Source organism: Bradyrhizobium sp. WSM1417, from assembly GCF_000515415.1.
In the GTDB taxonomy this organism is placed as follows: domain Bacteria; phylum Pseudomonadota; class Alphaproteobacteria; order Rhizobiales; family Xanthobacteraceae; genus Bradyrhizobium.
Genome location: NZ_KI911783.1, coordinates 7,247,795 through 7,272,909, shown reverse-complemented (window position 1 = coordinate 7,272,909; position 25,115 = coordinate 7,247,795). Strand labels below are relative to the sequence as shown.

22 protein-coding genes are annotated in these 25,115 nt (G+C 64.1%); 15 read left to right on the top strand and 7 right to left on the bottom strand.

The features are described from left to right. Nucleotides 1–100: 100 nt before the first annotated feature. From glgX to glgA, 3 genes are all read right to left on the bottom strand, one after another. Nucleotides 101–2,338, bottom strand: a complete 2,238-nt coding sequence (glgX, locus tag BRA1417_RS0135550) for a glycogen debranching protein GlgX (protein WP_027519890.1) — start codon at nt 2,336–2,338, stop codon at nt 101–103. A gap of 43 nt (nt 2,339–2,381) precedes the next feature. Further along, nucleotides 2,382–2,639, bottom strand: coding sequence for a DUF3606 domain-containing protein (locus tag BRA1417_RS0135545; RefSeq protein ID WP_027519889.1), 258 nt, complete (start codon nt 2,637–2,639; stop codon nt 2,382–2,384). Nucleotides 2,640–2,713: 74 nt separating this feature from the next. Continuing rightward, nucleotides 2,714–4,123 carry a glycogen synthase GlgA gene (gene glgA / locus BRA1417_RS0135540; protein ID WP_027519888.1) on the bottom strand — a complete coding sequence of 470 codons (1,410 nt, stop codon included), beginning with the start codon at nt 4,121–4,123 and terminating at the stop codon, nt 2,714–2,716. Between the two features lie 336 nt (nt 4,124–4,459). Here glgA and treZ point away from each other — a divergent pair, with 336 nt between their 5' ends. Then, on the top strand, nt 4,460–6,271 hold the full coding sequence (gene treZ, locus BRA1417_RS0135535; protein WP_027519887.1) for a malto-oligosyltrehalose trehalohydrolase: 1,812 nt from the start codon (nt 4,460–4,462) through the stop codon (nt 6,269–6,271). A gap of 63 nt (nt 6,272–6,334) precedes the next feature. Continuing rightward, nucleotides 6,335–7,192 (top strand): SDR family oxidoreductase, encoded by an 858-nt coding sequence (locus tag BRA1417_RS0135530; RefSeq protein WP_027519886.1) that lies wholly within the window; start codon nt 6,335–6,337, stop codon nt 7,190–7,192. A 63-nt stretch (nt 7,193–7,255) separates the two neighbouring features. Here BRA1417_RS0135530 and BRA1417_RS0135525 read toward each other — a convergent pair whose 3' ends face one another. Next, nucleotides 7,256–7,771, bottom strand: coding sequence for a ferritin-like domain-containing protein (locus tag BRA1417_RS0135525; RefSeq protein WP_027519885.1), 516 nt, complete (start codon nt 7,769–7,771; stop codon nt 7,256–7,258). Nucleotides 7,772–7,857: 86 nt separating this feature from the next. On the opposite strand from BRA1417_RS0135525, the gene BRA1417_RS0135520 reads away from it, so the two are divergent. From BRA1417_RS0135520 to BRA1417_RS0135505, 3 genes are all read left to right on the top strand, one after another. After that, nucleotides 7,858–8,052 (top strand): hypothetical protein, encoded by a 195-nt coding sequence (locus BRA1417_RS0135520; RefSeq protein ID WP_027519884.1) that lies wholly within the window; start codon nt 7,858–7,860, stop codon nt 8,050–8,052. Nucleotides 8,053–8,174: 122 nt separating this feature from the next. Further along, entirely contained in the window at nt 8,175–8,357 is a 183-nt protein-coding gene (locus BRA1417_RS44485) for a hypothetical protein (protein WP_156949061.1), read from the top strand. A gap of 334 nt (nt 8,358–8,691) precedes the next feature. Further along, on the top strand, nt 8,692–8,877 hold the full coding sequence (locus BRA1417_RS0135505; protein ID WP_027519883.1) for a hypothetical protein: 186 nt from the start codon (nt 8,692–8,694) through the stop codon (nt 8,875–8,877). A gap of 56 nt (nt 8,878–8,933) precedes the next feature. On the opposite strand, the gene BRA1417_RS0135500 is transcribed toward BRA1417_RS0135505, so the two are convergent. Next, complete coding sequence (locus tag BRA1417_RS0135500) at nt 8,934–10,721, bottom strand: peptide ABC transporter substrate-binding protein (RefSeq protein ID WP_027519882.1); 1,788 nt, start codon at nt 10,719–10,721, stop codon at nt 8,934–8,936. Between the two features lie 392 nt (nt 10,722–11,113). Here BRA1417_RS0135500 and BRA1417_RS0135495 point away from each other — a divergent pair, with 392 nt between their 5' ends. The 9 genes from BRA1417_RS0135495 to BRA1417_RS0135455 all read left to right on the top strand — a co-directional run bounded on the left by BRA1417_RS0135495 (nt 11,114) and on the right by BRA1417_RS0135455 (nt 20,226). Continuing rightward, the gene (locus tag BRA1417_RS0135495; protein ID WP_027519881.1) at nt 11,114–11,908 is read left to right on the top strand and encodes a MetQ/NlpA family ABC transporter substrate-binding protein; all 795 of its coding nucleotides are present in this window, start codon (nt 11,114–11,116) and stop codon (nt 11,906–11,908) included. Nucleotides 11,909–12,044: 136 nt separating this feature from the next. After that, nucleotides 12,045–13,079: a putative FMN-dependent luciferase-like monooxygenase gene (locus BRA1417_RS0135490; protein WP_027519880.1), complete on the top strand. Its 1,035-nt coding sequence runs from the start codon at nt 12,045–12,047 to the stop codon at nt 13,077–13,079. 47 nt (nt 13,080–13,126) lie between these two features. After that, entirely contained in the window at nt 13,127–13,753 is a 627-nt protein-coding gene (locus tag BRA1417_RS0135485; RefSeq protein ID WP_027519879.1) for a CMD domain protein, read from the top strand. A 12-nt stretch (nt 13,754–13,765) separates the two neighbouring features. Beyond that, the gene (locus tag BRA1417_RS0135480; protein WP_027519878.1) at nt 13,766–14,350 is read left to right on the top strand and encodes an alkylhydroperoxidase domain protein; all 585 of its coding nucleotides are present in this window, start codon (nt 13,766–13,768) and stop codon (nt 14,348–14,350) included. Between the two features lie 60 nt (nt 14,351–14,410). Then, nucleotides 14,411–15,568: an ABC transporter substrate-binding protein gene (locus BRA1417_RS0135475; RefSeq protein WP_027519877.1), complete on the top strand. Its 1,158-nt coding sequence runs from the start codon at nt 14,411–14,413 to the stop codon at nt 15,566–15,568. A 13-nt stretch (nt 15,569–15,581) separates the two neighbouring features. Beyond that, entirely contained in the window at nt 15,582–17,405 is a 1,824-nt protein-coding gene (locus BRA1417_RS0135470) for an ABC transporter permease (protein ID WP_027519876.1), read from the top strand. Further along, complete coding sequence (locus BRA1417_RS0135465; protein ID WP_035969028.1) at nt 17,405–18,247, top strand: ABC transporter ATP-binding protein; 843 nt, start codon at nt 17,405–17,407, stop codon at nt 18,245–18,247. Before BRA1417_RS0135470 ends, BRA1417_RS0135465 begins: the two co-directional genes overlap by 1 nt. Continuing rightward, a complete protein-coding gene (locus BRA1417_RS0135460; protein WP_027519874.1) occupies nt 18,244–18,984 on the top strand; it encodes an ABC transporter ATP-binding protein in 741 nt (246 codons plus the stop codon). The genes BRA1417_RS0135465 and BRA1417_RS0135460 overlap by 4 nt, the downstream gene beginning before the upstream one ends. A gap of 210 nt (nt 18,985–19,194) precedes the next feature. Beyond that, nucleotides 19,195–20,226, top strand: a complete 1,032-nt coding sequence (locus BRA1417_RS0135455) for a HoxN/HupN/NixA family nickel/cobalt transporter (protein WP_035969026.1) — start codon at nt 19,195–19,197, stop codon at nt 20,224–20,226. Nucleotides 20,227–20,242: 16 nt separating this feature from the next. Here the strand turns inward: BRA1417_RS0135455 and BRA1417_RS0135450 are convergent, their stop codons facing one another. After that, nucleotides 20,243–21,754: an ATP-binding protein gene (locus BRA1417_RS0135450; RefSeq protein WP_027519872.1), complete on the bottom strand. Its 1,512-nt coding sequence runs from the start codon at nt 21,752–21,754 to the stop codon at nt 20,243–20,245. Nucleotides 21,755–22,034: 280 nt separating this feature from the next. Next, nucleotides 22,035–23,099, bottom strand: a complete 1,065-nt coding sequence (locus tag BRA1417_RS0135445; protein WP_027519871.1) for a ketopantoate reductase family protein — start codon at nt 23,097–23,099, stop codon at nt 22,035–22,037. Nucleotides 23,100–23,959: 860 nt separating this feature from the next. Between BRA1417_RS0135445 and BRA1417_RS0135440 the strand changes: the two genes are divergently transcribed. Next, a complete protein-coding gene (locus tag BRA1417_RS0135440) occupies nt 23,960–25,042 on the top strand; it encodes a hypothetical protein (protein WP_027519870.1) in 1,083 nt (360 codons plus the stop codon). Nucleotides 25,043–25,115: the final 73 nt, after the last annotated feature.

Here is a 25,115-nt window from a genome sequence, read left to right as displayed (position 1 = left end):
TGTTCTCCGACTGATGCCCCATCTACTCGAACGCCGGTGACCTGCGTGCGTTCCCTGTCGTCATCAACTCGAAAACGTCTTCTCGCACTGTCATGGCGAACTATCCGGGCAGTGGCGCCTCCACGACGTCCAGCAGGGCGCCGAGACCCTGTCGCAAACGGCGCGTGGCGATGCTCTCGGTGGCGAGACCGAACACCACGAGGGATCGCCCGGTCATCGCATAAACGTGCCCGAATTCGAATGCGGGCATCTGCCCCTCCGGTTGGTTGGTGTCGATCAACCCGATCCAGCTGCGTCCCTCGGCGACCGCGGGCAAGGTGAAATTGACGACGTCGTGATGAGCATTGTAGATCAGCAGCATGGTTGCGTCCGAACCGCGGCGCTTGATCCCGGTCTCCTGGGCGCGGCCGTCGAGCAGCAAAGCGAAACATTTGGCGTTGCCGTCCTGCCACTGCTCCGTCGTCATTTCCTCTCCGGACGGCGCGAGCCACGTCACGTCCTTCACGTCCAGCTCTTCGTTGTGAGAGCCGACCAGAAAGCGACTGCGGTAGAGAATCGGAAATGCCTTGCGCGTGGCGATCAGTTTGCGCGTGAATTCGCGCAGGCTGCGGCCGTTCGCGGTGATGCCCATCCAGTCGAGCCATGTGGTCTCGTTGTCCTGGGCGTACGCGTTGTTGTTGCCGTGCTGGGTGTGTCCGAATTCGTCGCCGGCAAGCAGCATGGGTGTGCCGTGAGACAACAGCATGGTCGCCAGCAGATTGCGCTTCTGGCGCTCGCGCAGCGCAATGATGTCCGGATCGTCCGTCGGTCCCTCGGCGCCGCAGTTCCAGGAATGATTGTTGCTGTGGCCGTCGCGATTGTCCTCGCCATTGGCCTCGTTGTGCTTGTCGTTGTACGAGACGAGGTCATTGAGATTGAAACCATCATGGGCGGTGACGAAGTTGACGCTGGCCCATGGCCGGCGGCCGCGCTTGTTGAAGAGATCGCCGGAGCCAGACACGCGCTTAGCGAAGTCCGCGATCGACCCCTCGTCGCCCTTCCAGAAAGCGCGCACGGTGTCTCTGAACTTGTCGTTCCACTCCGCCCATCCCGGCGGAAACTGACCAACCTGATATCCGCCCGGACCGATGTCCCAGGGCTCGGCGATCAGCTTGACGCTGGAGAGCACCGGGTCTTGGCGGCACGCGTCGAGGAAGCCGCCGCCTTCGTCGAACCCGTAGGGCTCCCGTGCCAGGATGGTGGCGAGGTCGAAGCGGAAGCCGTCGACCCGCATCTCGGTCGCCCAGTACCGCAGGGAATCCGCGACCAGTTGCAGCACACGCGGGTGCGACAGGTTCACCGTATTCCCGGTACCGGTGTCGTTGATGTAGTAGCGCTGCTGGTCCGGCAGCAGGCGATAATAGCTGGCGTTGTCGATGCCCTTGAACGACAGGGTGGGGCCGAGCTCGTTTCCTTCCGCGGTGTGATTGTAGACGACGTCGAGGATGACCTCGATGCCATGGGCGTGGAACTGGTTGACCATGGCTTTGAATTCGTTCGCGAACGGTGTCTTGAGGTAACGCGGCTCCGGCGCGAAGAAGGCAAGGGAGTTGTAGCCCCAGTAATTTCGCAGGCCTTTCTCGATCAGGTAGCTGTCGTCGACGAAGGCGTGGATCGGCAGCAATTCTGCACTGGTGATACCGAGCGATCGCAGATAGGCCGGGACTTCCGAATGGGCGAGACCGGAGAACGTGCCGCGGTCCACGTCGGGCACCAGCGGATGCAGCTGGGTAAAACCCTTGACGTGCATCTCGTAGACGATCGTCCGCTCCCATGGCACTTCCGGCTTGCGCGCGGCGCCCCAGGTGAAGGCCGGGTCGATGACGCGACATTTCTGCATCAGGGGCGCGCTGTCGCGTTCGTCGTAGGAGAGATCCTTGTCGGCATGGTCGAGCTGGTAGCCGAACAGCTCCGGTCCCCAGCGCAACCGGCCGACCAGCTGCTTGGCGTAGGGATCGAGCACGAGCTTGTTGGGATTGAAGCGGTGTCCCGCGTCGGGTTCGTAGGGGCCATGGACGCGGTAGCCGTAGACGGTGCCGGGGCGCGCCGAGGGCAGATAGCCGTGCCAGACTTCGTCGGTGTATTCCGGGAGTTCGATCCGCTCCAGTTCGGTCTCGCCGTCGTCGTCGAACAGGCAGAGCTCGACCTTGGTGGCATGGGCCGAAAATAGCGCGAAATTGACACCGAGCCCGTCCCAGGTGGCGCCGAGTGGAAACGGCTTGCCCTCGCTGATGCGGGAGCGGCGCAGGCTCGAGGCCGCCCGCGTCAGTGCGTCATCCGAATGTACTGTTTGATCCATCGTTGCCCCCGAACAGCCCTTCAGCAATTTGGTGCAGTTGCCGTCACTTCCGCGTCGCCCGCTCGCCGACGACCGCAGAAGTAATCACGGCGACAGGAGGCACATCGTCCGGCTTGGGCAGCGTGGTTGCCCTTTGCAGCGCCGCCTCCTTGCTGATCGCCGCAATCGAGTTGCCGATCCGCTCGACGATGCCGGTCAGCTCCGCGTCGGACAGTCCAAGACGCTTTCTGACGAGGCGCACCTGGGTAGGGTCGGCCAGGTCGAGCTTGTTGCGGATCGCTTGTGGCTTCGGGCGACGCATGGCGAAAACTCCTGTGTTGAGTTGCAACCGCTCCTCAGGCGATTCCGTTCCCTGCTCGTCCTGCAGTTGCCCGTCTAGATCGAGGATTTGTAGATCGCTGCGTAGGACTTGGCCGACTGTGTCCAGCTGAAGGCCTGCGCCATGGCCGCGCGGCGCATGTGATCGAGGCGGTCCTTCATGCCGAAGGTGGAAAACGCCCGGCAAAGGCTTCCAAGGAAGCCGGGGGCCGACGCGCGGTCGAACAGGAAGCCGGTCTCGCCGTCCACGATCGTCTCGGCGAGGCCGCCGGTACGATGCCCGATGGGCAGCGAGCCGAAGCGCTGGGCGTACATCTGGCTCAGCCCGCAGGGTTCGAAGCGCGACGGCATCAGGGTAAAGTCGCTGCCGGCGAAGATCTTTCGTGCCTCGGCGTCGTCGAAGCCGATCTTCACGGCGATCGAGCGCGGCGCGCGCACCTGCGCCTGCAGCAGCGCCTCCTCGAACCGCGTTTCGCCCTTGCCTGTCACGACAATCTGGCCGCCCGCATCGACGATCGCTTGCGCACTCTCGATCACGAGGTCGACGCCCTTCTGGTGCACCAGTCGCGCCACGAGCGCGAACAGGGGACCTCTCGAGACCGCCAGCCCGAACTGTTCCCTGACATCGTCGGCATTCATTGATCGTTCGGCCCAGTCACCGGCTCCGAACGGCTGGAACAGCGAGGAGCAGGTGCGCGGATCCCAGCTCTCGTCGATTCCGTTCAAGATGCCCGAAAGCTGGTTGCGATCGGCCCGTTGCCGCAACAGCCCTTCGAGACCGCAGCCGAACTCGGCCGTGGTGATCTCGCGGGCATAGGTCTGACTGACGGTCGTCAGGTGGGAAGCGTAGACCAGGCCGGCCTTGATGAAGGACAGGCGATTGTAGAATTCCACGCCGTCGATGTTGAAGCTCGCCTCGGGAATCCCCAGCGGCGCGAGCGAGCTGCGGTCGAAGACGCCTTGATAGGCCAGATTGTGGATCGTGAACACAGTTGGAATGTGCGCGTAGTGCCATTCCAGATAGCCGGGGATCAGTGCACATTGCCAGTCATTGGCATGGACGAGATCAGCGGCCCAATCCTTGTCGACCAATCCTCTCGCGACCTGCGCGGCGGCATAAGAGAAGGTCGCGAACCGGACATTGTTGTCGCCCCAATCAGCTCCGCGGCCATCGGCATAGGGCGTGCCGTCTCGTTCGTACAGCGCCGGGCACCGGACGACGTAATAGGTCATGCCGTCGGCGGTATGCCCGAGATCGATGGCAAAGGCCGGAAGGGCCGCGAAAGGTTGGCATCGTCCGACGGTCGTAAGGTCTTGTAATCCGCGCAGGACAGCCGGATAGCCGGGGATGATGACGCGGACGTCGGCAAAGTCGCGCAAGGCGCGCGGGAGAGCCGCCGAGACGGCGGCAAGTCCACCCACTTGAATGAAGTCTGATACTTCCGGCGTCGCGAAAAGGATCCGCATGCGCTAGGCCCCCCGGCCCAATGGACAACACTGGCCTCTGCCAACCATCTTCGAAAATTCCAATGGCGCTTCCCCAACGGAGCGCAAATCCTGAATTCTGCGCCGCAACAAACGTTCCTAACTTTCGCCACCGATCAGACATTTTTCGTCCTCGGTCCAAAAGTGCACACAGAGCGTGTGGGCCGGGTGCAGCGCTCGCCTGAGGAACGAATGCCTGCATCTCGGCTTCTTTCGTCCTGAGCATGCTTAAGCGATCGTCAAATTGAGCCTCGCGAAGCGTGTCGTCACTTCCAGCCATGCACGTAAAGGCGACCAGGTTTGAGTCACAGATTGGGAATGGCCGGGCAGGCGCGACACCACGGTCCTCGATGCCTCGATCACGGGGTCTGCTTCAATCTCTGGGCGCCGACTGCGCAATCGGTCGAATTGCTCGAAGCCGGCCGGCCGCCACTCCGGATGATGCGCGACCACGATGGCTGGTACCAGTCGTTGAGTCCCACCGCGCATGTCGGCACGCGCTATCAGTTCAGGATCAACGAAGATCTGGTCGTTCCCGATCCCGCCTCGTTCTTCCAGCCCGACGACGTCGGGGCGCCGAGCGAGGTGGTCGACACCGCGGCGTTCCGGGACTCGGTGCTCTATCCCGGCCGCCCGTGGGCGGAGACCGTGATTTACGAGCTGCATGTCGGCACCTTCAGCGAGGAAGGCAGCTATGCCGGCATCGAGAAGAAGCTGCCCTATCTGCGCGATCTCGGCATCACCGCAATCGAGCTGATGCCGCTCCACGACGTCCCTGGCCGGCACAATTGGGGCTATGACGGCGTGCTGCTGAATGCGCCGAATGCACGCTACGGCAGGCCGGAAGACCTCAAGCGGCTGTTACGCGCGGCACATGCCCTCGACATCATGGTTTACCTCGATGTCGTCTATAACCATTTTGGGCCGCAGCTGAACTATCTGCACCTCTATGCGGAAAGCTTCTTCACCACGCGCCACAGCACCGGCTGGGGGCCTGCGGTCAATCTCGAGGGACATGACGGCGCGTTCGTGCGCGAGTTCCTGATCGAGAACGCATTGATGTGGCTGCGCGACTACGGGTTCGACGGCTTGCGGCTCGATGCCGTCCACGCCCTGAAGGACGATTCCGACCGCCATGTCCTGATCGAGCTTGCCGAGACGGTTCGCAGTCAGCTGCCGGGCCGGCGCGTGCATCTGATGCTGGAGAACGAGGCCAATCAGGCTCGCCTGCTCGACCGGGCGCAAGGGCGAACCCGGCTCTATGACGCGCAATGGGGCGATGATTTTCACAACGCGCTCCACGTCCTGCTGACGGGCGAGGACGAGGGCTATTATCGCGCCTTCGCGGATAGGCCGCTCGAACATCTCGCGCGAGCGCTCACCGAGGGCTTTGCCTATCAGGGCGAAGTCTTTCCGCTGCATGACGCACCGCGCGGAGAGCCGAGCGCGCATTTGCCGCCCGAGGCCACCATCTTCTTCGCCCAGAACCACGACCAGATCGGCAATCGCGCGCTCGGGGAGCGGCTTTCCGCGCTGGTCGGTCCGGAGAAACTGGATCAGGCCCTGGCGCTGGTTCTTTTGAACCCGCACATTCCGATGTTGTTCATGGGCGAGGAAGCCGCGGCCGACACGCCATTCCAGTTCTTCGCAGACTGGTCCGGCGAAGCTGCCGAGCTGACGCGGGAAGGGCGGCGCAAGGAGTTCTCTCACTTCAAGGCATTCTCGACCCCCGACATGCGTGCCAGCATTCCGGATCCGTGCGATCAAAAAACCTTCGAGGCATCGAAGCTCGACTGGAACGGCATCGACCGTTCTCCCGTCAGCGTCAGGTTTCGCGGCCTGACAGCCCAATTGCTGAAGATACGGCGCGAGAAGATCGTGCCGCTGATCAAACGGGGTTTCGTGTCGGCTCATTGCAAGTTGCTGGGGGAGAACACTCGCACGGGCGGCCTGAATGCCCGTTGGCGGACGGAGAACGGAGACATCTTGCAGATTGTCGCCAATTTCGCCGACCGCGAACTGCCCATGCCGGCGCTGGTCGCGGGCGAGAGCCTGTGGCGATTGGGCGCGGCCGACGCGCCAGCCCTGTTGCCGAACGACATCATCGTGCGGCTTGGCCAGGAAGCGTGATGGAACGGCGAGGAACGCTTCCGAAAGCTTTCCGTTAGCGGAGCAAATCCCTGGAGCCGCTCCATGACCGACTATCCAAAGCCGCCTTATCCTCCGCAACAGCAACCGATGCCCGGTTCGACCCGCGCGATGAATCCGCGACCGGATCACGGCGAGGAGAGCTATAAAGGCTCCGGCCGTTTGGCCGGAAAGAAGGCAGTTATCACCGGAGGCGACAGTGGCATCGGCCGCGCGGTCGCGATCGCCTATGCCCGGGAAGGTGCTGACATCGTCATCGCCTATTTGAACGAGGATGAGGATGCCGCCGAGGTCAAGGCGCTGGTGGAGCGCGAGGGACGCAAGGTCGTCCTGATCCCCGGCGACATCCGCAATCCCGGTCATTGTCGCGCGATCATCGCCCGCACCGTCGAGGCGTTCGGCGCAATAGACATCCTCGTCAACAACGCGGCGCATCAGGACACGTTCAAGGAGATCGCCGACATCAGCGACGAGGAATGGCAGCGGACGTTCGAGACCAACATTCACGCCATGTTCTATCTCACCAAGGCTGCGGTCCCTCACATGCGCCCGGGAGCGGCGATCATCAACACCGCGTCGGTGAACTCCGACATGCCGAATCCGACCCTGCTGGCTTATGCCACGACGAAGGGCGCCATTCAGAACTTTACCGGTGGGCTCGCCCAGATGCTGGCGGCGAAGGGCATTCGGGTCAACGCGGTCGCCCCGGGGCCGATCTGGACGCCGCTGATTCCGTCGACGATGCCGGAGGAGAAGGTCAAGAACTTCGGCAAGCAGGTGCCGATGCAACGGGCCGGCCAGCCGGCCGAACTCGCGACCGCCTATGTCATGCTCGCCGATCCGCTCTCGAGCTACACATCGGGAGCGACCCTTGCGGTCACCGGCGGGAAGCCGTTCATCTAAGCGATCGTGCAACGAGAACGTGGCAGCCCCGCGAGCAGGGCCGCCACGTCCAATACGTCTCGATCAAGCGGCGCTGGACGCCTTGGCATTGACGCCCTTGCGAAGCGCCACCGTGTTCAGCTTGGTGTTGGCGGCCTTCTCTTCGTTCAGGTTCGTTGTGAGGAAGCGCACGATGTCGTCGTGCCCGAGCTCCTCTGCCCATGCGATCAGCGTGCCGTAGCGGCACATTTCATAATGCTCGACGGCCTGTGCGTTGGCCACGATCGCGGCGTCGAGCACGGCCTTGTCCTCGATCTCGCCCGCGGTCTCATCGGCCTCCTTGATGATGCCGTCGATGGCGGGACAGTGTGTTCCGCTGGGCTCCTTGCCGAGCTTCGCGAACACCTTGCCGAGCCTGTCGACCTGCTTGTTGGTCTCTTCCAGATGAGCTTTCAGTCCGGTGACGAGGTCCCTGTTTGTCGCTTTGTCGATCATCTTCGGCAGCGACTTCAGGATCTGCTGTTCCGCGTAGTAGATGTCCTGCAGCCCGTGCAGCAGCAGGTCTTCCATCGATTTGATGTCCTTGGTGAAGAATCCCATAAACGACGTCTCCTTTCACAATGATGGAACTGGAACGCCGCACAGCCGCAGCTGTTCCATTCCTGTGACCAGATCAGGAGAGCCGAATGAGCGATGGTGCGGATCATCTAGCGAGCCTGCTCGGACGGGCGGCGATGGACGTGTGGGGCGACATGCCGCGCGACATCCAGGAAGCGCTGTTCGAGACCGCCATGAAGGGACGGCCTGCGGAGCGGGAAGAGCTCGCGCGGCTGCTGCACGAGCGGCATCCCCGTACGCTTCATCCGGCGCGGCCGGGCTGACGCGGCGGGGGAACGATCGCGCAAGAAGCCGATTTGTAAAATGGGCGGGGCGTGGCGAACGGGATACGAGGAAGCCCGCGAGCCGTGGCTCCGCCCAGGATCAAAACGGTGAGTCGATCGGCGTGACTGAAATGATGATCGGAAAATGGTACGATCCCATCTCGCAGCGATGGATCGTGCCTCGCGAGGAACGTCGGGTGGCGGGCCACCCCGAGTCCAGCCCGGAGAAGGGGCCTGAAACCCGCAAGACGGCCGAGGCGCAGCGGATATGGGACCTGTTGGTCGATTGCTGCGCGCGCGGGTGATGTCCGAGCCGCACCATCACCGCTTCCTCTGTCGGTAATTCAAAGAGTGATGACATAGACAGCGAAGGCAATGATGAGTGCCAGGCTTACGACGGCGGTGCTGATCAATATCTTGCCCATGGCGCGTCCGTGCTGTCTCTCCGCGTCAATGTAACAGTCGACCTTTTCGTTCCGAACCGTCAGCTGAAGGCAGCTCCGACTGTTCACATGTGAACAAAGCGCGTCGTTATAAATGGCTTGAACTGTATCATTTGATATAGCTATGGCTGGGCTCGCTCTTATCATTGGCCATCCAGAAAGGCACCGCATCGTGCCATGACATGGAGACCCGATCGTGCTCAGGCGGCGTCGCGTTCCGCAAACCACCACGCTTCAAGAGCGGCTTGCGCAGTTCACCAGGACCATCCGCGAAAAGGCCGAGGCGTTGCCCGACGGCAAGGAGCGGGACGAGCTGATGAAACGGCTGAGAAGCGCCGACACGGCGTCAAATCTCGACCGTCAATTCGCCGGCAGGGATTGAGCTTACAAGGATTGAACTGGCAAGCACTGAGCTGGCAAGCCCTGAGCTGGAGGTCGTCAGCTGCGGTACCAACTCGCCAGATTCCAGGTCGTGACGTCCCATCCCGACATGTCGACCATGAGGTTGTTGACCCCCGCGTTGACGATGTTGCGGGATAGAAGCGGCAGGAACACGTTGGCCTCGCAAAAAGTCTCGTCGACCTTGATCAGAAGCGCGGCGCGCTTGACCGGATCGAGCTCGTTCTGCGCGGCCTTGTAGGCCTTGTCGGCCTCGGGATCGGACCAGCGCGAGACGTTTCGGCCGAGCCATTTGTTGTCCTTGTTGGAAATTTCCCAGGAGACGCACTGGTTCAGGAAGCGCTCCGGGTCGGGCTGCGGCTGCGTGGTGTTGTACATCTCCATGTCGGCATAGAACTTCGAGTAGGTATCAGGATTGCCGACGTCGGACGAGAAGAACACTGATGCCGTGACCGCCTTGATTTCGATCTCGATGCCGGCCTTCTGGCAGGCCTGCTTGATGATGGCCTGCGTCTTCTGACGCGGCGCATTGGTCGAGGTCTGGAAGACGAATTTCAGCTTTTTGCCGTCCTTCTCGCGGAGGCCGTCCGCGCCCTTGGCCCAGCCGGCTTCATCCAGGACCTTGTTGGCCTTGTCGACGTCGAACTCGTATTTCAGCTTCGGCGACTTGAACTGTTTGGGTGCGTTGACGAAGCTCGCGGTGGCGATGCCGCCGCGCCCGTAAATGAACTTCTGGATCGAGTCGCGGTCGATCAGCAGGTTGATCGCGCGGCGAACGGCGGGATCGGACAGTGTCGGGTGCTTGGTCTTGGGGCTGGAGCGCTCGCCGTCCACCTCGGTCCACGGGTCCGTCGTGTTGAGGATGATGAACTCGACATTGCCGGAGGGCGTGACGTCGAGCTTGCCCTTGCCGCTGGCCTCCATGCGCTTGAGGACCTCCTCCTCCACCTGCATGTTCCAGGCATAATCGTATTCGCCGGTCTGCAGCACGGCGCGCGCCGCGGACACCGCATCGCCGCCGCCCTTGATTTCGAGCGTGTCGAAATGCGGCTGGTTCTTGACGTGATAGTCGGGATTGCGTTCGGCCCGGATCAGGTCCCCGGGCTTGAACTCGACGAATTTGTACGGGCCAGTGCCGACCGGCTTCAGATTGCCGGGCGCTTCGCGCGACTTCGCGCCGACATAGTCGCCGAAATGATGCTTCGGCAGGATGGGGCCGACCGAACCGACGAACGGGTCGGCCCAGAACGGGGTCGGGGCCTTGAAGAGCACCTTGACGGTGTAGTCGTCGATCTTCTCGACCGTGATGTCCTTGTAAGAACCCGTGGTGTACGCCGCCGTGGCGAGATCCGAGGCGTATTGCCAGGTGAAAACGACGTCGTCGGCGGTGAAGGGCTTGCCGTCATGCCACCTCACGCCCTGCTTCAGTTTCCAGGTCACGCTCAGGCCGTCCGGCGAAAGGCCGTCGTTCTGCTTGGATGGAGCCTCGGCCGCGAGGCAGGGGACGAGGTTGCCTTCCTTGTCCCAGCCGGCGAGGGGCTCGAAGAAGACGCGCGAGGCGATCTGGTCCTTGGTGCCGAGCGCGAAATGCGGATTGAGCAGCGTCGGGGCCTGCCAGAGCAGGATCTTGAGCGGACCGCCGCCGCCGGCCTTGGTGGGCTTGTAAGGCAGCGTGGCGTCCGCCATCGCGACGTCGTTCCAGACCAGGATCTGGCTCGCGACCGGCGCTGCGATCCCGATCGCAGCCATCGTCTGCATGAACGAGCGTCGCGACAGGGTGCCTTGCTTCACCTCCGCGATGGATTTGCGGATTTCGTTCTCGTTCATCGGATGATCCCCACGTCGCAGACAAGTCGCCACTGGCCAGGGCCCATCATGTTTCATCAAGGCCGAGGCGGCAATGCCGACGGGGTGAAAAAAACCTGCGGCGAAATGACGAATGTGCGGGGAGAGGTCTGAAGCCCGGATGGGGCCGAGCGCAAATCAGGATAAGTCCAGCAGCGGCAGGCGGCGCTCCGGATTGCGCTTCGCTCCAGCGGCTTGGGCCCAACGATCCGTGCCGTTTTGCCGTGATGCGCCTCATGCTTGCGCAGGTGCATTCGTTCCCCACATGCGGACGAACGGAGAAGCGTCGTCCGCTCCAGCAGGCCAATATGGATTTCAATTTCATTGATTTCGCGCTGCGGAGAAGCGAATACGGTTCCAATCATTGCCAAGCCATGGAGACCAAGATGTCGTTTCGCCTCCCCCTGATCCTTGCGACCGTGCTCGCCGCCTGGTCGGCCGCCGCTTCAGGCGAAACCATCAAGATCGGCGTGACGCCGGGACCGCACGCCCAGATCTTCGAGGCCGTAAAGCCGGTCGCGGCCAAGCAGGGTCTCGACATCCAGCTCATCGAATTCTCCGACTACGTCGTGCCGAACGCCGCGCTCGATGCCGGCGAGATCCAGGCCAATTCTTTTCAGAATCAGCCGTATCTGGACAACCAGAAGGCCGACCGTGGTTACAAGATCGAAGCCGTCGGCCTGACCGTGAATTTCCCGATCGGCGTCTATTCCAAGAAGCACAAGGCCTTCGCCGACATCCCCGAAGGCGGCAAGGTCTCGATCCCGAACGATCCGACCAATGGCGGCCGCGTGTTGCTGCTGCTTCGCGACAAGGGCGTGATCAAGCTGAAGGATGGCACGGGCTTCAAGCCGACGGTGCTTGATATCACCGAGAATCCCAGGAAGCTGAAGTTCATCGAGGTCGACGCGGCGCAGGCGCCGCGCGCGCTCGACGATGTCGACGCCGCCGCGATCAACACCAATTATGCAACCCAGGCGGGCCTCGATCCCGTCAAGGATCCGATCCTGCGCGAGGACCCGAAGGGTCCCTACGTCAATCTCATCGCCGTTCGCACGGTCGACAAGGACAAGCCCTGGGTCAAGATCCTGGTGGACAGCTACCACACGGCGGAGGTCAAGGAGTTCGTCCTGACCAAGTTCAAGGGCGCGGTACTGCCGAGCTGGTAGGCAGTCTGCCCAGCCAAAGTTCAGCTCAGGGCGATCCCGGCGGGCAGGCTTGCGTACGAGCCCTGCGCAATGCCCGCTTGTCTGGAGCTGCGGCAACCGACATCATCGGGGCCCATCCTCGTCCGACAGGGGTCGTATGAAACGCTTAGCAAACCTGAAACGCCTGGGGTTTTTCACGCGGCTTCTCGACGAGGCCCCGCCGGCCGACCGATATCGCTTCGCGGCCGAACAGATCGTGCGCGCCGAGAAGGCGGGCCTCGATTCCGCGTGGATCGCGCAGCATCATTTCCACGAGCGCGAGGGCGGCCTGCCGTCGCCCTTTACTTTCCTCGGTTACGTCGCAGCGCAGACCTCGCGCATCCGGCTCGGTACTGGCATCGTCACCTTGCCGCTGGAGAATGCGGTGAGGGTGGCGGAAGACGCCGCGGTGCTCGATCTGCTCTGCAACGGTCGCTTCGAGCTCGGTGTCGGCACCGGCGGCAATCCCTCGGCCTTTGCCGCGTTCGGCCTCGACAGCGCCCAGCGCAACGAGATCTTTGCGCGCAATCTCGAGGTCGTCCGCACCGCGCTGGTGGGCAAGCCGCTCGACGGTGGCGACACGCTCTATCCACAGCGGCCGCAACTGGACAACCGGATCTGGCAGGCGACGTTCTCTGTGGCGGGCGGCGCGCGTGCCGGCAAGGCGGGCGATGGCCTGTTGCTGTCGCGTACCCAGCCCCGGACCAAGGAGGCGCCGAAGGCAACGCTGGCCGAGATTCAGAATCCGGTGATCGATGCCTATCTCGAAGCGCTACCGCCGGGACGCGAGCCTCGCATCATGGCTTCGCGTACCGTCTTCGTTGCCGACGACCGAAGCGAGGCGATGCGCCTTGCCGATATCGGCCTGCGGCGCGCTCTGCCGCAATTCCTCAAAGGCGGCCACGCCAAGCCGGGCGAGACGCTGGAGGAGATGATCGCGGCGTTCGACACCCATGTCGGCGCGGCCGACGACGTCATCGCCTCTCTGCGCGCCGACGCCACCCTGGAGCGGGTGACCGATCTCGTTTTCCAGGCGCATTCGGTCGACGCCCCGCATCCCCATATCCTGCGCTCGATCGAGCTGGTCGCGGAGAAGGTCGCGCCGGCGCTGGGCTGGGCGCGGACCGCGCCCGACGTGGCGCTGGCGGGATAGTCGGAATGAACGCAATCGCGTTGCACGAGGCTGCAAGAGGCTCAATGATGGCTACGAAAGATATCATCGACACGCTCGCCGGGATCGAACCGGGTTCGGCTCTGGACGGCATTCGCGCCAAGCGCGTGCAGGCGCGCGACAATGCGCAGAAGAGCTATCTCTCGCTGTTCGAGCCGATCGACGCCGGCGATGTCTCGCTGGTGGAGCGCGCCGCGGTCGCGCTGTTCGTGATCGGCCTTCACCGCGAGCCGACTGTAGCTGCCTTCTATCGGACGAAGTTAGCTGCGACCGCCGATGGCGCGCGCCTGGTCGAAGCGGTCGATGTCGAAATCGCGCGGGGCGAGACCTCGGGCCCCTACGGTGCGTTTCCGGCCGGCCCCCTGTCGGTCGAGAACAAGGCCGGCCTGATCTATCGCGTCGGCGCGGAGCGCAAGCCCGATCTCGGAGACCGGCTAGTTGCGGCGTTCGAGCATGCGCATCTGCTGGTGTTCCGCCCGCGCGACGCGGCTGCAGCCGACATGAAGGCTCTGCTCGCCGCCGGCTGGTCGAACACCGGCATCGTCACGTTCTCTCAGCTCGTTGCGTTCCTGTCGTTCCAGGTGCGCGTCGTCACCGGGTTGCGCGTGCTCGGTGCCTCGCTCAGGCGCACCGCGAACGTCGCGGCCGGCGCGTAAGGAGGCTGTATCATGAGCGCTGCAAGCAATGTCACTCCGCCCGTCGTCTTCACCCAGGATGAACTCGGCTGGGTGTCCTGGATCGATCCGCTGCCCGAAGCCGAGCTAACCGAGCGGCATTTCGCCGGCCTCGTCGATCGCTCCCGTTCCAAGTCCGAGTATTTCCGCCTGCTGGTGCGCGATCCCGAGGTGCTGGAAGCCCGCACTAAGACCGACAAGGACATCTTCTACAACGTCGCTGACGGCCTGCCGCGCGCCGAGCGCGAGCTCGCGGCGGCTGCGACCTCGCGCTATAACGGCTGCATCTACTGCGCCTCCGTACATGCGCGTTTCGCCAGCACCTATTCCAAGCGCCGCGACGATGTGCAGCGGCTGCTCGACGAGGGCGTTGGCGCCGATCTCGGCGAGCGCTGGAATGCGGTCGTCAAGGCCTCGGTGGCGCTGGCCGCAACGCCGATCGCGTTCGGCCCCGACAATATCGATGAGCTGCGCCGCGCGGGTCTCGACGATGCGGAGATCGTCGACGTCATCAACGGCGCGTCGTTCTTCAACTGGGCGAACCGGCTGATGCTGTCGCTCGGCGAGCCCTCGAAATAGCCAATCTCATCGGCATGGAAATTGCTGGTTGTTTCAACACCTAAGAGGAGGGAGCCGTCCATGAGCAACATCGATCGTCGTACCCTGGTCAAGGGCTCGCTTGCCGCCATGATGGCGGGAGTGGCCTTCTCGCGCGCCGCGCTTGCGCAATCGTCCGAACCGATTTTGCTGGGCGTCAGCGGTCCGTTGACCGGGCCGAACGCACAATATGGCACGCAGTGGAAGCAGGGCTTTGATCTCGCGCTCGACGAGATCCAGGCAGCGGGCGGCATCAACGGCCGCAAGCTCGCCTACAGCTTCGAAGACAGCCAGAGCGACCCGCGCCAGTCGGTGGCGATCGCCCAGAAGTTCGTCTCCGATCCCAGGATCGTCATGGAGCTCGGCGATTTCTCCAGCCCCGCCTCGATGGCGGCCTCGCCGATCTATCAGCGCGGCGGGCTGGTGCAGTTCGGCTTCACCAATTCTCATCCCGATTTCACCAAGGGCGGCGACTTCATGTGGAGCACCTCGGTCAGTCAGGCCGACGAGCAGCCGCTGCTGGCGGCCTATGCCGTGAAGCGTCTCGGCCTGAAGAAGCTCGCCGTGCTGCACCTCAACACCGATTGGGGCCGCACCAGCCGCGACTATTTCGTCAAGGCCGCCAAGGAGAACGGCGCCGAAATCGCCGTCACCGAAGGCTACATCGCGGAGGAGCGCGACTTCCGCTCCACGCTGGTACGTGTCCGCGATGCCAATCCGGACGGGCTGATCCTGATCTCCTATTATTCCGACGGTGCGCTGATCGCGCGCCAGGCGCGCCAGGTCGGGCTGAAGCAGGTGATCTGCGCCGCGAGCTCGGTCTACTCGCCGAAATTCCTGGAGCTCGGCGGCGAGGCCGTCGAGGACGTCCATGTTGGCACGCGCTACTTCCCCGAAGACCCGCGCCCCGAGGTGCAGACGTTCATCGCGGGCTTCAAGAAGAAGTACAACGGCGTGGAGCCCGACGCGTTCAACGCTTACGCCTATGACGCGATGAACATGGCGGCCGCCGTGGTGAGGATCGGCGGCGCCGACCGGCGCGCGATCCGCGACGCCTTCACGAAAGTGAAGGACGTCTCGAGCGTGATCTTCGGCAAGGCGACGTTCGACGTCGAGAGCCGGCGAGTCAAGGGCGCCATGAACGCCGAGCTCGTCGTGCGCAAGGGCCAGTTCGCGCTCTGGGACGGCAAGCCGACCTGAGGGGATCTCCTGCGTGTCTTCCTGGCTCGACTACACGATCAACGGGCTGATCGTCGGTAACGTCTACGCCCTCGTTGCGGTCGGGCTCGCGCTGATCTTCGGCGTCAGCCGGCTGATCAACTTTGCGCAAGGCTCGATCTATCTCGTTGGCGCCTATATCGGCTGGGTCGCGGTGGTGCAGCTGCATACGCCGCTGCCGCTCACCATCATCGTGGTCGCGGTGGCGGCGGCGCTGGTCGGCTTGATCATCGAGCGGTTCGGCCTGCGTCCGCTGCAGAATTCGGTGCGCATCGCGCCGCTGCTGGCGACCATCGGCATCAGCTTCGTGCTCGATCAGCTCGTGATGCTGACCTTCTCGCCCAATCCGCGCGCGCTGCCGAGCCAGTTGCCGGATGTCCGATTCCAGATCGGCGGCGGCACGATCGGCCCGCTCGATCTGCTCATCGCTGGTGTTGGCCTCACCAGCGCGCTGCTGCTGTTCGTGTTCCTGCGCTACAGCAAGCTTGGCTGGGCCGTGCGTGCCACCGCGCAGGACCGCGACGCCGCGATGCAGATGGGCGTCGACGTCAACCGCGTCAATCAGGCCGTGTTCGGCATTGCGGCTGCGCTCGGCGGCGTTTCCGGCCTTCTGGTCGGCATGTACTACAACCAGATCGACACCGCGATGAGCCTGCAGGCGACACTCAAGGGCGTCGTCGCCGAAGTCGTCGGCGGCGCCGGCAACGTGCCGGGCGCGGTGATCGGCAGCCTGCTGCTGGGATTGGTGGAGAGCTATGGCGTCGCCGTGTTCGGCACCAGCTACCGCAATCTGTTCGCGTTCCTGCTGCTGGTCGTCGTGCTCGTGCTGCGCCCGAATGGCCTGTTCGCCAGCGCCCGGCAGGCGCCGCCCGAGCCGCTCACCGGCACCTTCATCGCGCCGAGCCGGCCGGTGCGGATTCCGCGCTGGGCTCTGCTGATCGCTGCCGCCGTGTTCGCGATCCTGCCGCTGTTGCCAGTGTCGTTCTACGTGCTCCAGACCCTGATCAACGCCTGGCTGCTCGGCATGCTCGCGCTGAGCCTCACGCTGGTCGCGGGCACGATCGGTCAGGTCTCGCTGGGACACGCCGCGCTGCTCGCGATCGGGGCCTACACCTCCGCGCTGCTGTCGCTCACGTTCGCCGTCCCGGTCGTCCTTGCCATCATCGGCGGCGGCCTGATGAGTGCTGCGCTGGGCACGGCGCTGATCTCGCCGTCGTTCCGGCTGCGCGGCCACTATGTGTCGATCGCGACGCTCGCGATCGGCGAGATCGTCTCGCTTGTGATCCTGAACTGGGAGAGCGTCACGCGCGGTCCGATCGGCATTTCCGGCATTCCGCCGCTGGCGCTATTTGGTTATGAGCTGGTCAGCCCGATTTCGATCTACTGGTTCAGCTTCATCGTGATGGTGGTGCTGGCGCTGCTGCAGGGACGCCTGCTCGGCTCGCATCTCGGCCGCAGCTTTCGGGCCATCCGCGATGACGACATTGCCGCGCGTGCCTATGGGCTCAGCCTGAATCGCTACAAATCGCTGGCCTTCATCTTCGGCGGCTTCGCCGCCGGGATCAGCGGCGGCATCGCCGCGCATCTCTATTCCTACATCAACCACGAGACCTTCAACACGCAGCAATCCATCTTGGCGCTGACCGTGGTGATCCTCGGCGGCCTCGGCAATGTCGTCGGCGCCATCGTCGGAGCGGTCGCGCTGGTCGGCCTGCCGGAAGTGTTCCGGATCGCGGCGGAGTATCGCATTCTGATCTACGGCATCGTGCTGCTGCTGCTGGTGCGGTTCAGGCCGCAGGGCCTGCTGGGGACGATGTGATGATGGAGCAGCACACGACCATGCTGTCCCTGCGCGGGCTGACGCGGCGCTTCGGCGGCCTCACCGCCGTCGACGCCATTGATCTCGATCTTGCCAAAGGCGAGCTGATCAGCATCATCGGCCCGAACGGGGCCGGCAAGACGACGCTGTTCAATATCGTGACCGGGCTTGACCTGCCGGACGCCGGGACGGTTCGCTTCGAAGGTCAGGACATCACGGGTCTTTTGCCGGAACGGCTCGCCGCCGGAGGCATCGCGCGCACGTTCCAGCTCGGTCGCGTGTTTGGCAATCTCAGCGTCATGGACAACGTCTTGATCGGCGCCCACACGCGGCTGCGTGCCGTCAAGCCGGCCGTGCCGGTGATCGGTCCGCTACTGGAATTGGGGTTGGCGCTGCTGCGCCCCGCCAGCGTCAGGGCAGAGGAGGAGCGGCTGCGCGAGGAGGTGAAGGTCATTCTCGCGCGCTTCGGCGAGCGGCTGCTGCCGCGCATCGACCAGCCGGCCTACAGCCTCTCTTACGCCAACCGCCGCCGCGTCGAGATCGCGCGCGCGCTCGCCTTGAAGCCGCGCCTGCTGCTGCTGGACGAGCCGACCGCCGGCATGAACCCGACCGAGACCACGGAGATGCAAGGGCTCGTCGCCGAGTTGAAGGCCGAAGGGCTGACGATCTTGCTGATCGAGCACAAGCTCGAAATGGTGATGCGCCTCTCGGATCGCGTCATCGTCATGGACGAGGGCAAGAAAATCGCGGAAGGCCCGGGTGAACAGGTGCGCGGCGATCCCAAGGTGATCGAGGCCTATCTCGGCCACGGCTTGGCGACGAAGCAGGAGAGCGCGGCATGACGAACTCGCCTCCCGATGCGCTGCTCGCGCTCACCGACGTCAATACCTTCTACGGCCAGGCCCAGGTGCATTTCGACTTGTCGATATCAGTTCCGCGCGGCCACATCGTCTGCCTGCTCGGCGGCAACGCCAGCGGTAAATCGACGACGATGAAGATCATTTTGGGCTTGGTGAAGCCGCGCTCGGGCCAGGTGACTTTCGACGGCGCCTCGCTGATCGGGCTGACCACGCCGCAGATCGTCCGCCGCGGCATCGCCTCGGTGCCGGAGGCACGGCGGCTGTTCGCGGACATGAGCGTGCGCGAGAACATCCTGATGGGTGCGTTCGTGCGCGATGACCGCGAGGCGATCGCGCAGGATCTCGACAAGATGCTCACGCTGTTCCCGAAGCTCGGCCAGCGGCTGTCGCAGCGCGCCGGTTCGCTCTCCGGCGGCGAGCAGCAGATGGTCGCGATGGCGCGCGCGCTGATGAGCCGTCCTAGGATGATCGTGATGGACGAGCCGACCATGGGCCTGTCGCCGCTTTACGTTGACCGCGTGCTGGAGCTGATCCGCACCATCAACCAGGAGGGCGTCTCGGTCTTCATGGTCGAGCAGAACGCCAGCCTCGCGCTCGAAATCGCGCACGAGGCCTATGTGCTCCAGACCGGCAAGATCGTTCTGTCCGGCTCCGCCCGCGCGCTGAAAGACGATCCCCGCATCCGCGACGCCTATCTCGGCGGCTCCGAGGCGGCTTAATGCAGTGCGCTGACGTCTCCTCATTGTCATGGCCGGGACAAGCCCTGCCATGACGACCTCCCGCAAATTCGCATATGCGATCATCGGGCGGCCGCCGGGTCTGGTCAGTATGACCGTCCTATGAAAAGATCATACCGTCGGCGCGATCGGCGTGCAGCGGACGGAATCAACGACGTGACGAGATTATCTTTGCGGGCGGTCGAGCCCGGAATGGTGCTGCTGTTCGGCGGGCTGATTGGGGCCAACATCGTGGCGTGGGCCTGGGCGTTCGCGGCGTTCGGTGACCGGCCGACGGTGATGGCGACCGCACTGCTGGCCTGGGTGTTCGGCCTGCGCCACGCCGTCGATGCCGACCACATCGCGGCCATCGACAATGTCGTGCGCAAGCAGATGCAGGCAGGTGGCGCGCCGCGCAGTGTCGGTCTCTATTTCGCGCTCGGCCATTCCACGATCGTCGTGGTCGCGACCATGCTGCTCGCGCTCGGCGTCGTGAGCCTCGGTGGCGACAGCCTGCTCAAGGAGATCGGCGGCTTCATCGGCACGTCGGTCTCGGCGCTGTTCCTGCTGGTGATCGCGGCCATCAATCTCGTCATCTTCGCCGGCCTGTGGCGGACGTTCCGCGCGGCACGGGAGCAGGGCGTTCACGACGCCGAGGGCCTCGATGCCCTGCTTGCCAGTCGCGGCCTTCTGGCGCGGCTGCTCGGCCCGATGTTCCGCCTGGTGACAAAACCCTGGCACATGTATCCGCTCGGCTTCCTGTTCGGGCTCGGCTTCGACACTGCAACCGAGATCGGCCTGATCAGCATCTCTGCCGGCGAAGCCGCGCGCGGCGCATCGTTTGCCGATGTCCTCGTTTTCCCCGCGCTGTTCGCAGCAGGCATGGCGCTGGTCGACACCGCCGACTCCGCGCTGATGGTGGGCGCCTATCGCTGGGCCTTCGTCGATCCGCTGCGAAAGCTCTGGTACAACCTCACGATCACAGGGGCTTCGGTGGCAGTGGCGCTGTTGATCGGCGGCATCGAGGCGCTCGGGCTGATCGCGGACCGGCTCAGCCTATCCGGCGGCGTGTGGGCATTGGTTGACGCCCTCAACGACTCGCTCGCCAATGTCGGCTTCGCCGTGATCGCGCTGTTCGCGATCGCCTGGCTCGTTTCGGTCGTGCTCTACCGGCGCATGTTTGCAGTTGAGCGGCGGCGCGCCGCGGATGCGCTGATCGGCGCCGAGGCCACCGAAGCGGCCTGATCGACAATCCGCTGGCTCAAGCCGACGCCGCGCTCGCGACCTGCTCCGCCGGCAGATCGTCGGCATTGGGATCGCCCGGCGCGGTGGCCCAGGCCAATTCCACCAGCGTCACGAACCGGCGGCCGGCCCCGTCGAGCTGGCAGACGATCAGGCCCTGCTCTTCCATGTAGCCGAGCAGGCGCTGCGCCCGGCGCAGCGAATGCGAACCGTAGGCGCGGGCGATCGCGGCGTCGCCGGGACAAGGCCAGCCTTCTTTCGCCGCGCGCGCGATCATCATGAACACGCCCTGCATGTCGTCGGGCAGGATCGAGGCGCGCAGCGACACGTCCTGCCAGGCGTCGTCCTCGGCATGCTCGGCGCCGAGCCCGGCGCGTGCGCGTGTCAGCATGCGGCGGAATTCGGTCAGGTCGGGCACCGCCGAGCCGAGTCCCTCGATGCGGCAGCGGACGACGAATTCCTGGTACAGCACGCCGACCGCGCGGAAACCGGCGTCGGGCGCGGCGAGCACGGCACGAAGGGTCCGATCCACGCGCTCGCGCCGCTCCGCGAGCTCTTCGGCGCTGACCGGGACCTCGATCATGTCGGGGCCGATCTCCGGTGCCGCAGCCTTCGCGGCGCGGAGCTGCTCGAGCAGATCGGGCGCGGGCCGGCGCTGCGGCCGGCTGGCATCGGGCGGCGGCGCCGCCAGGATCACAGCGCGCATGTTTTCGAGTGCAGCTTCGGGCATCGGCATCAGCCGCGGCGTGGAATTGCGCGGCTGGGTTTCGGTCGCGCCGATATTCAAACGCAGGGGGCGTCGCGACAGCGCGGGGCCGAGCGCCATGAATTGTCCACGTTCGAGATCGCGAAAGGACTCAGCCTGCCGCCGCTCCATGCCGAGCAGGTCGGCGGCGCGCGCCATGTCGATGTCGAGGAAGGTGCGGCCCATCAAGAAGTTGGACGCTTCCGCCGCGACGTTCTTGGCGAGCTTTGCCAACCGCTGGGTTGCGATGATCCCGGCAAGCCCGCGCTTGCGGCCGCGGCACATCAGGTTGGTCATCGCGCCGAGCGATAGCTTTCGCGCTTCGTCCGAGACTTCGCCCGCGACCGCAGGCGCAAACAACTGCGCCTCGTCGACGACCACCAGCATGGGGTACCAATGGTCGCGGTCGACGTCGAACAGCCCGCCGAGGAAGGCCGCGGCGCGCCGCATCTGGTTCTCGGCGTCGAGCCCCTCGAGATTGAGCACGGTGGAGACGCGATGCAGCCGCGCGCGCTCGCCGGCGACCTGAAGGCCGCGTTCGGTGTGATCCTCGGCTTCGATCACGAGATGGCCGAAATGCTCCGCCAGCGAGACGAAATCGCCTTCGGGATCGATGATGGCCTGCTGCACCCAGGGCGCGCTCTGCTCCAGCAACCGCCGCAGCAGATGTGATTTTCCGGAACCCGAATTGCCCTGCACCAGGAGGCGGGTCGCCAGCAGTTCTTCGAGGTCCATGGCCGCCGCGGCGCCCGCCGTGGTCTGCCCCATCTCGATCGCAACCGTCATGCCCGACTCAAGTCCCATCATTCGCGGACAGGGGCTTATCAACCCGGTCGCGGCGCGTCGAGCGCCACGGCGAAAATCATGCATCGTTGCCCACGGCGGAGTTCAGGCGTGATTCGATTGCCGTAGAAGTGCGGGCCGATAGGGGGCTTGCGGATCGTCGTCCTGGGTATCGCTTGCGTGAGTTCCCCCGCTGATGTGCGAAACCGCCATTGCGCCGTGCGCTCGGCATGCGCCAGTCAATGATGGGTGCGCGAAGTCGGGCAAAGGGGATCGCGGCCCGTTACAGCGCGCCCGATCCGCCCTGCACGATCTTCTCGTTGAGCTTCAGGTCGACGGTCTCGACCGTGCGGTCGATCTCTGCATTGGGCGCGCCGAGCTGATGCGAGATCAGCTTGACCAGCAGGTCGACGCGCTCGATGAAGGGCGCGCCGCCGGCCACCGCGCGTGCCGCGGATGACGGCTTCAGCAGGCTCTCGGCGGCCTTGGCGTATTTCGCGAACGGCACCTGGTCCTGCGGATCGGCGCCGAGACGCCGGGCGATGGCGTCGACATGCTCGTAGATCGTCTGCGAGCGCGCGAGATCGCCGTGCACGGCATCGCGGATCGACTGCGGCTCGTGCGGCGTGATGCAGCGGTAGTTGCCGGTCAGCAGCATCGACCATTTCGCCAGCGGCACGAACAGAGAATCGAACACCTTCAGCTTCACCGGCACGTCGTGGCCGTCGAGGGTCACCGCGTCGATGTCGGCTTCGAGCTCGCGCAACACCTTGTTGTGCTTCTCGTCGGCGAACACGGATGCCTTGAAATTCGTGGGCAGGCCGACGTGAAGCACGTTCGCAGCCTCTTCCGGCGGACGGAACGCCTGCGGGTCGGGCGAGCACAGGGTCACCAGCCCGGGCTCGAAGCGCTCCCACACCTGCGCATTGGTGTAGGCCTCCTCGAGATCCATGTCTGCGAGCGAGGGAATCCGCTTCAGATAGGGCAGCGGCGGCATGTTCATGATCGACAGGCACGGCAGCTTCGCCGCGGCGATCCTGACCATGAGAACGCGCACCGTGTGGTTGGTGTATTGGGGCTCCTGCATCGCAAGGCCGACCATGTCGTAACGCGACAAGTCCACATTGGCGGGTGTCACGGCGTCGAGCTTGCCGGGCAGGTCGCGTGAGAAGATGGCGCGGTGAAGCGCCTCGTCACGCAACTTGATGCGCACCTCGGTACCCTCGCGGTTGATCAGCTCCGCGGTCTTGGCGCGGCAGACCAGGGTCACGTTGTGTCCCGCCATCAGCAGCTTCGTGCCCAGCAGGGAGCCGTAGGATGCCCCGAGAATCAGGATGTTACGCGCCATGTCTCGTCCCTTTGACAATTTGTGCTGTTTTTGAGCCCCGGCCGTCATCCGCGGGCGAGTTTGGCGGGCATGTAAGGCAAAGTGCGTGGGGATGGCAACTGGGATAATGGATACAAGGCGTGACGGGCTCGGCAGGGGGGGCGGCGTGTTGCGTGACGCCGAAAGCGCGACGACGCCTCACCGGTGGCGGGTTCTGCAGGTCCCTGAGTTGCTCAAATAACTGGCTTACCGAAGTAAGAAATGTTGCACGTCTCGATCGCCCGGGCTCACCCAGAACGCGATCATACCTCGTCACGGCTCGCGCGCCGGGTGCGGATGAGCGACTTCGAGGATTTTGTCGCGCCGGTTTTCCTGCGACGTCGACCGCCTGAAAGTCCTGTGGCGAAGGGCATCGGCACCGATCGGCCGGCAATTCCGCATCCCTTATCGCCATCGTGATGGGTGGCACGCCGGATCGGTGTCATGAGGAATTCATGATGGAAGCCGACATAGGCCCTGCGTTTTTCGCCATCAAACGAGATCCAATTTTTAGTCGTCCATCGCAACAAAAAACTGCAAACGCGGGACAGCAAAAAATGGCAGAGTGGTGCGGGGCCTAAACTGGGTATCAGCAACGGAGCTGAGACGTGACGATTGAGTTGGAGTCGGCGTGAGACTTGTTTTGCGACCGGTTGGTTCGGACCGTAGTCTGTCTGGTCCAGTGCCCCCGCCCGCGAAGGGAAAACGGAACGATGATCGGGACGGCAGACGCAAGCGCGATCACGCACGCGTGACATCGCATCGAGCAGACATGCAGGGCGATGCGCTGACAGCGCTGCGCCTGGTCCAAGCAACCGCCGACGCGCCGTTCGGGGACTGACATGGAAGATGATCATTGGCCTCACGGCGCGTGCGACGGCGCCGGCCGAAGCCTGGCGTGCTTGCGGAAACGCGCGTCCGATTTTCTCGAAAGCTTGTCCGTCGCGGAACTCGTGCGCGAGGCGCACAGGCATCGGTGGATTTCGGACTGGTTGAGGATCGCAGGCGAGTACCGGATATCCGCCAAATCGGCGCGCGTAGCCAGTTCGGCTCAGATCGCGGGGGAAGCGTGGCTGTGCTCGCTGACGGCCCTTGAAGTCGCGAGGAACCTGTCTTGGCCCGGAGATCCCGGGAGTACCGACCTCGTAGAGAAGGTCGGACTCAGCTTGAAGGGCTTCGAGGAGGACGCCGGTTCGGCGATCGAGCGCGTGGAGATCGACTGCTTCGATCAAGGCTCGCTTGCGGGCTACTTTCTGCCAGCGTTCCCCGATCGGTCTTTCGCACCCGCGGTCATCTGTGTCAGCGAAGAGGACATCACCGTGGGCTCGATGATGAGCAGGCTGTTGCCGGCCTCAGGGCGACGGAACATGTCACTCCTGCTCGTTGATGCCGGCGGTTCATCCGGTCGTAGCCCCTTCAAGGCGGCGCATATTCTGCAATGCTGGCTGGATTACCTGGAAGCTCGTCCGGACGTCGATTCGCAGCAGATCGCGGTCTATGGCGAGGGGGCGGCCGCCAGTCACGCATCCCGTCTTGCCCTCCTGGATCGCAGGATCGCTGCCGCCGTGTGCGACGGCGGCATTGGGACGCCGGGCATGCGCCGGGCATCGCTGCGCTGGATGATCGGCGTCGAGCAGGCGGTCCGTGACGGGACCTCGACGGGTTCGTTGCTGCCGTCGCGTCGGATACCTTGCCCGCTTCTGATGGTCGTCGGGAGCCGCTCAATGATTTGGGAGGAGGATGCTCTCGAACTGCAAGCCGGCTATCGGCAGGCCGGAGCCGATTGCGCGACCGTTGTGCCGAATTGCATTCCGCACCCACTGGGCGAGGTCGAGAATTTCATCGCGGTGGACGATTTCATTTTCGAATGGCTCGACAGCAAACTTGGAATTGCCCGTCAGCTGGATTCTGTGACCTACCTCTAAGGCGCCAAGAGATTGGGAAACCGAGAAGAGATTGGGAAGGCGAGAAGAGATTGGGGATGAATCGAGGCGCACG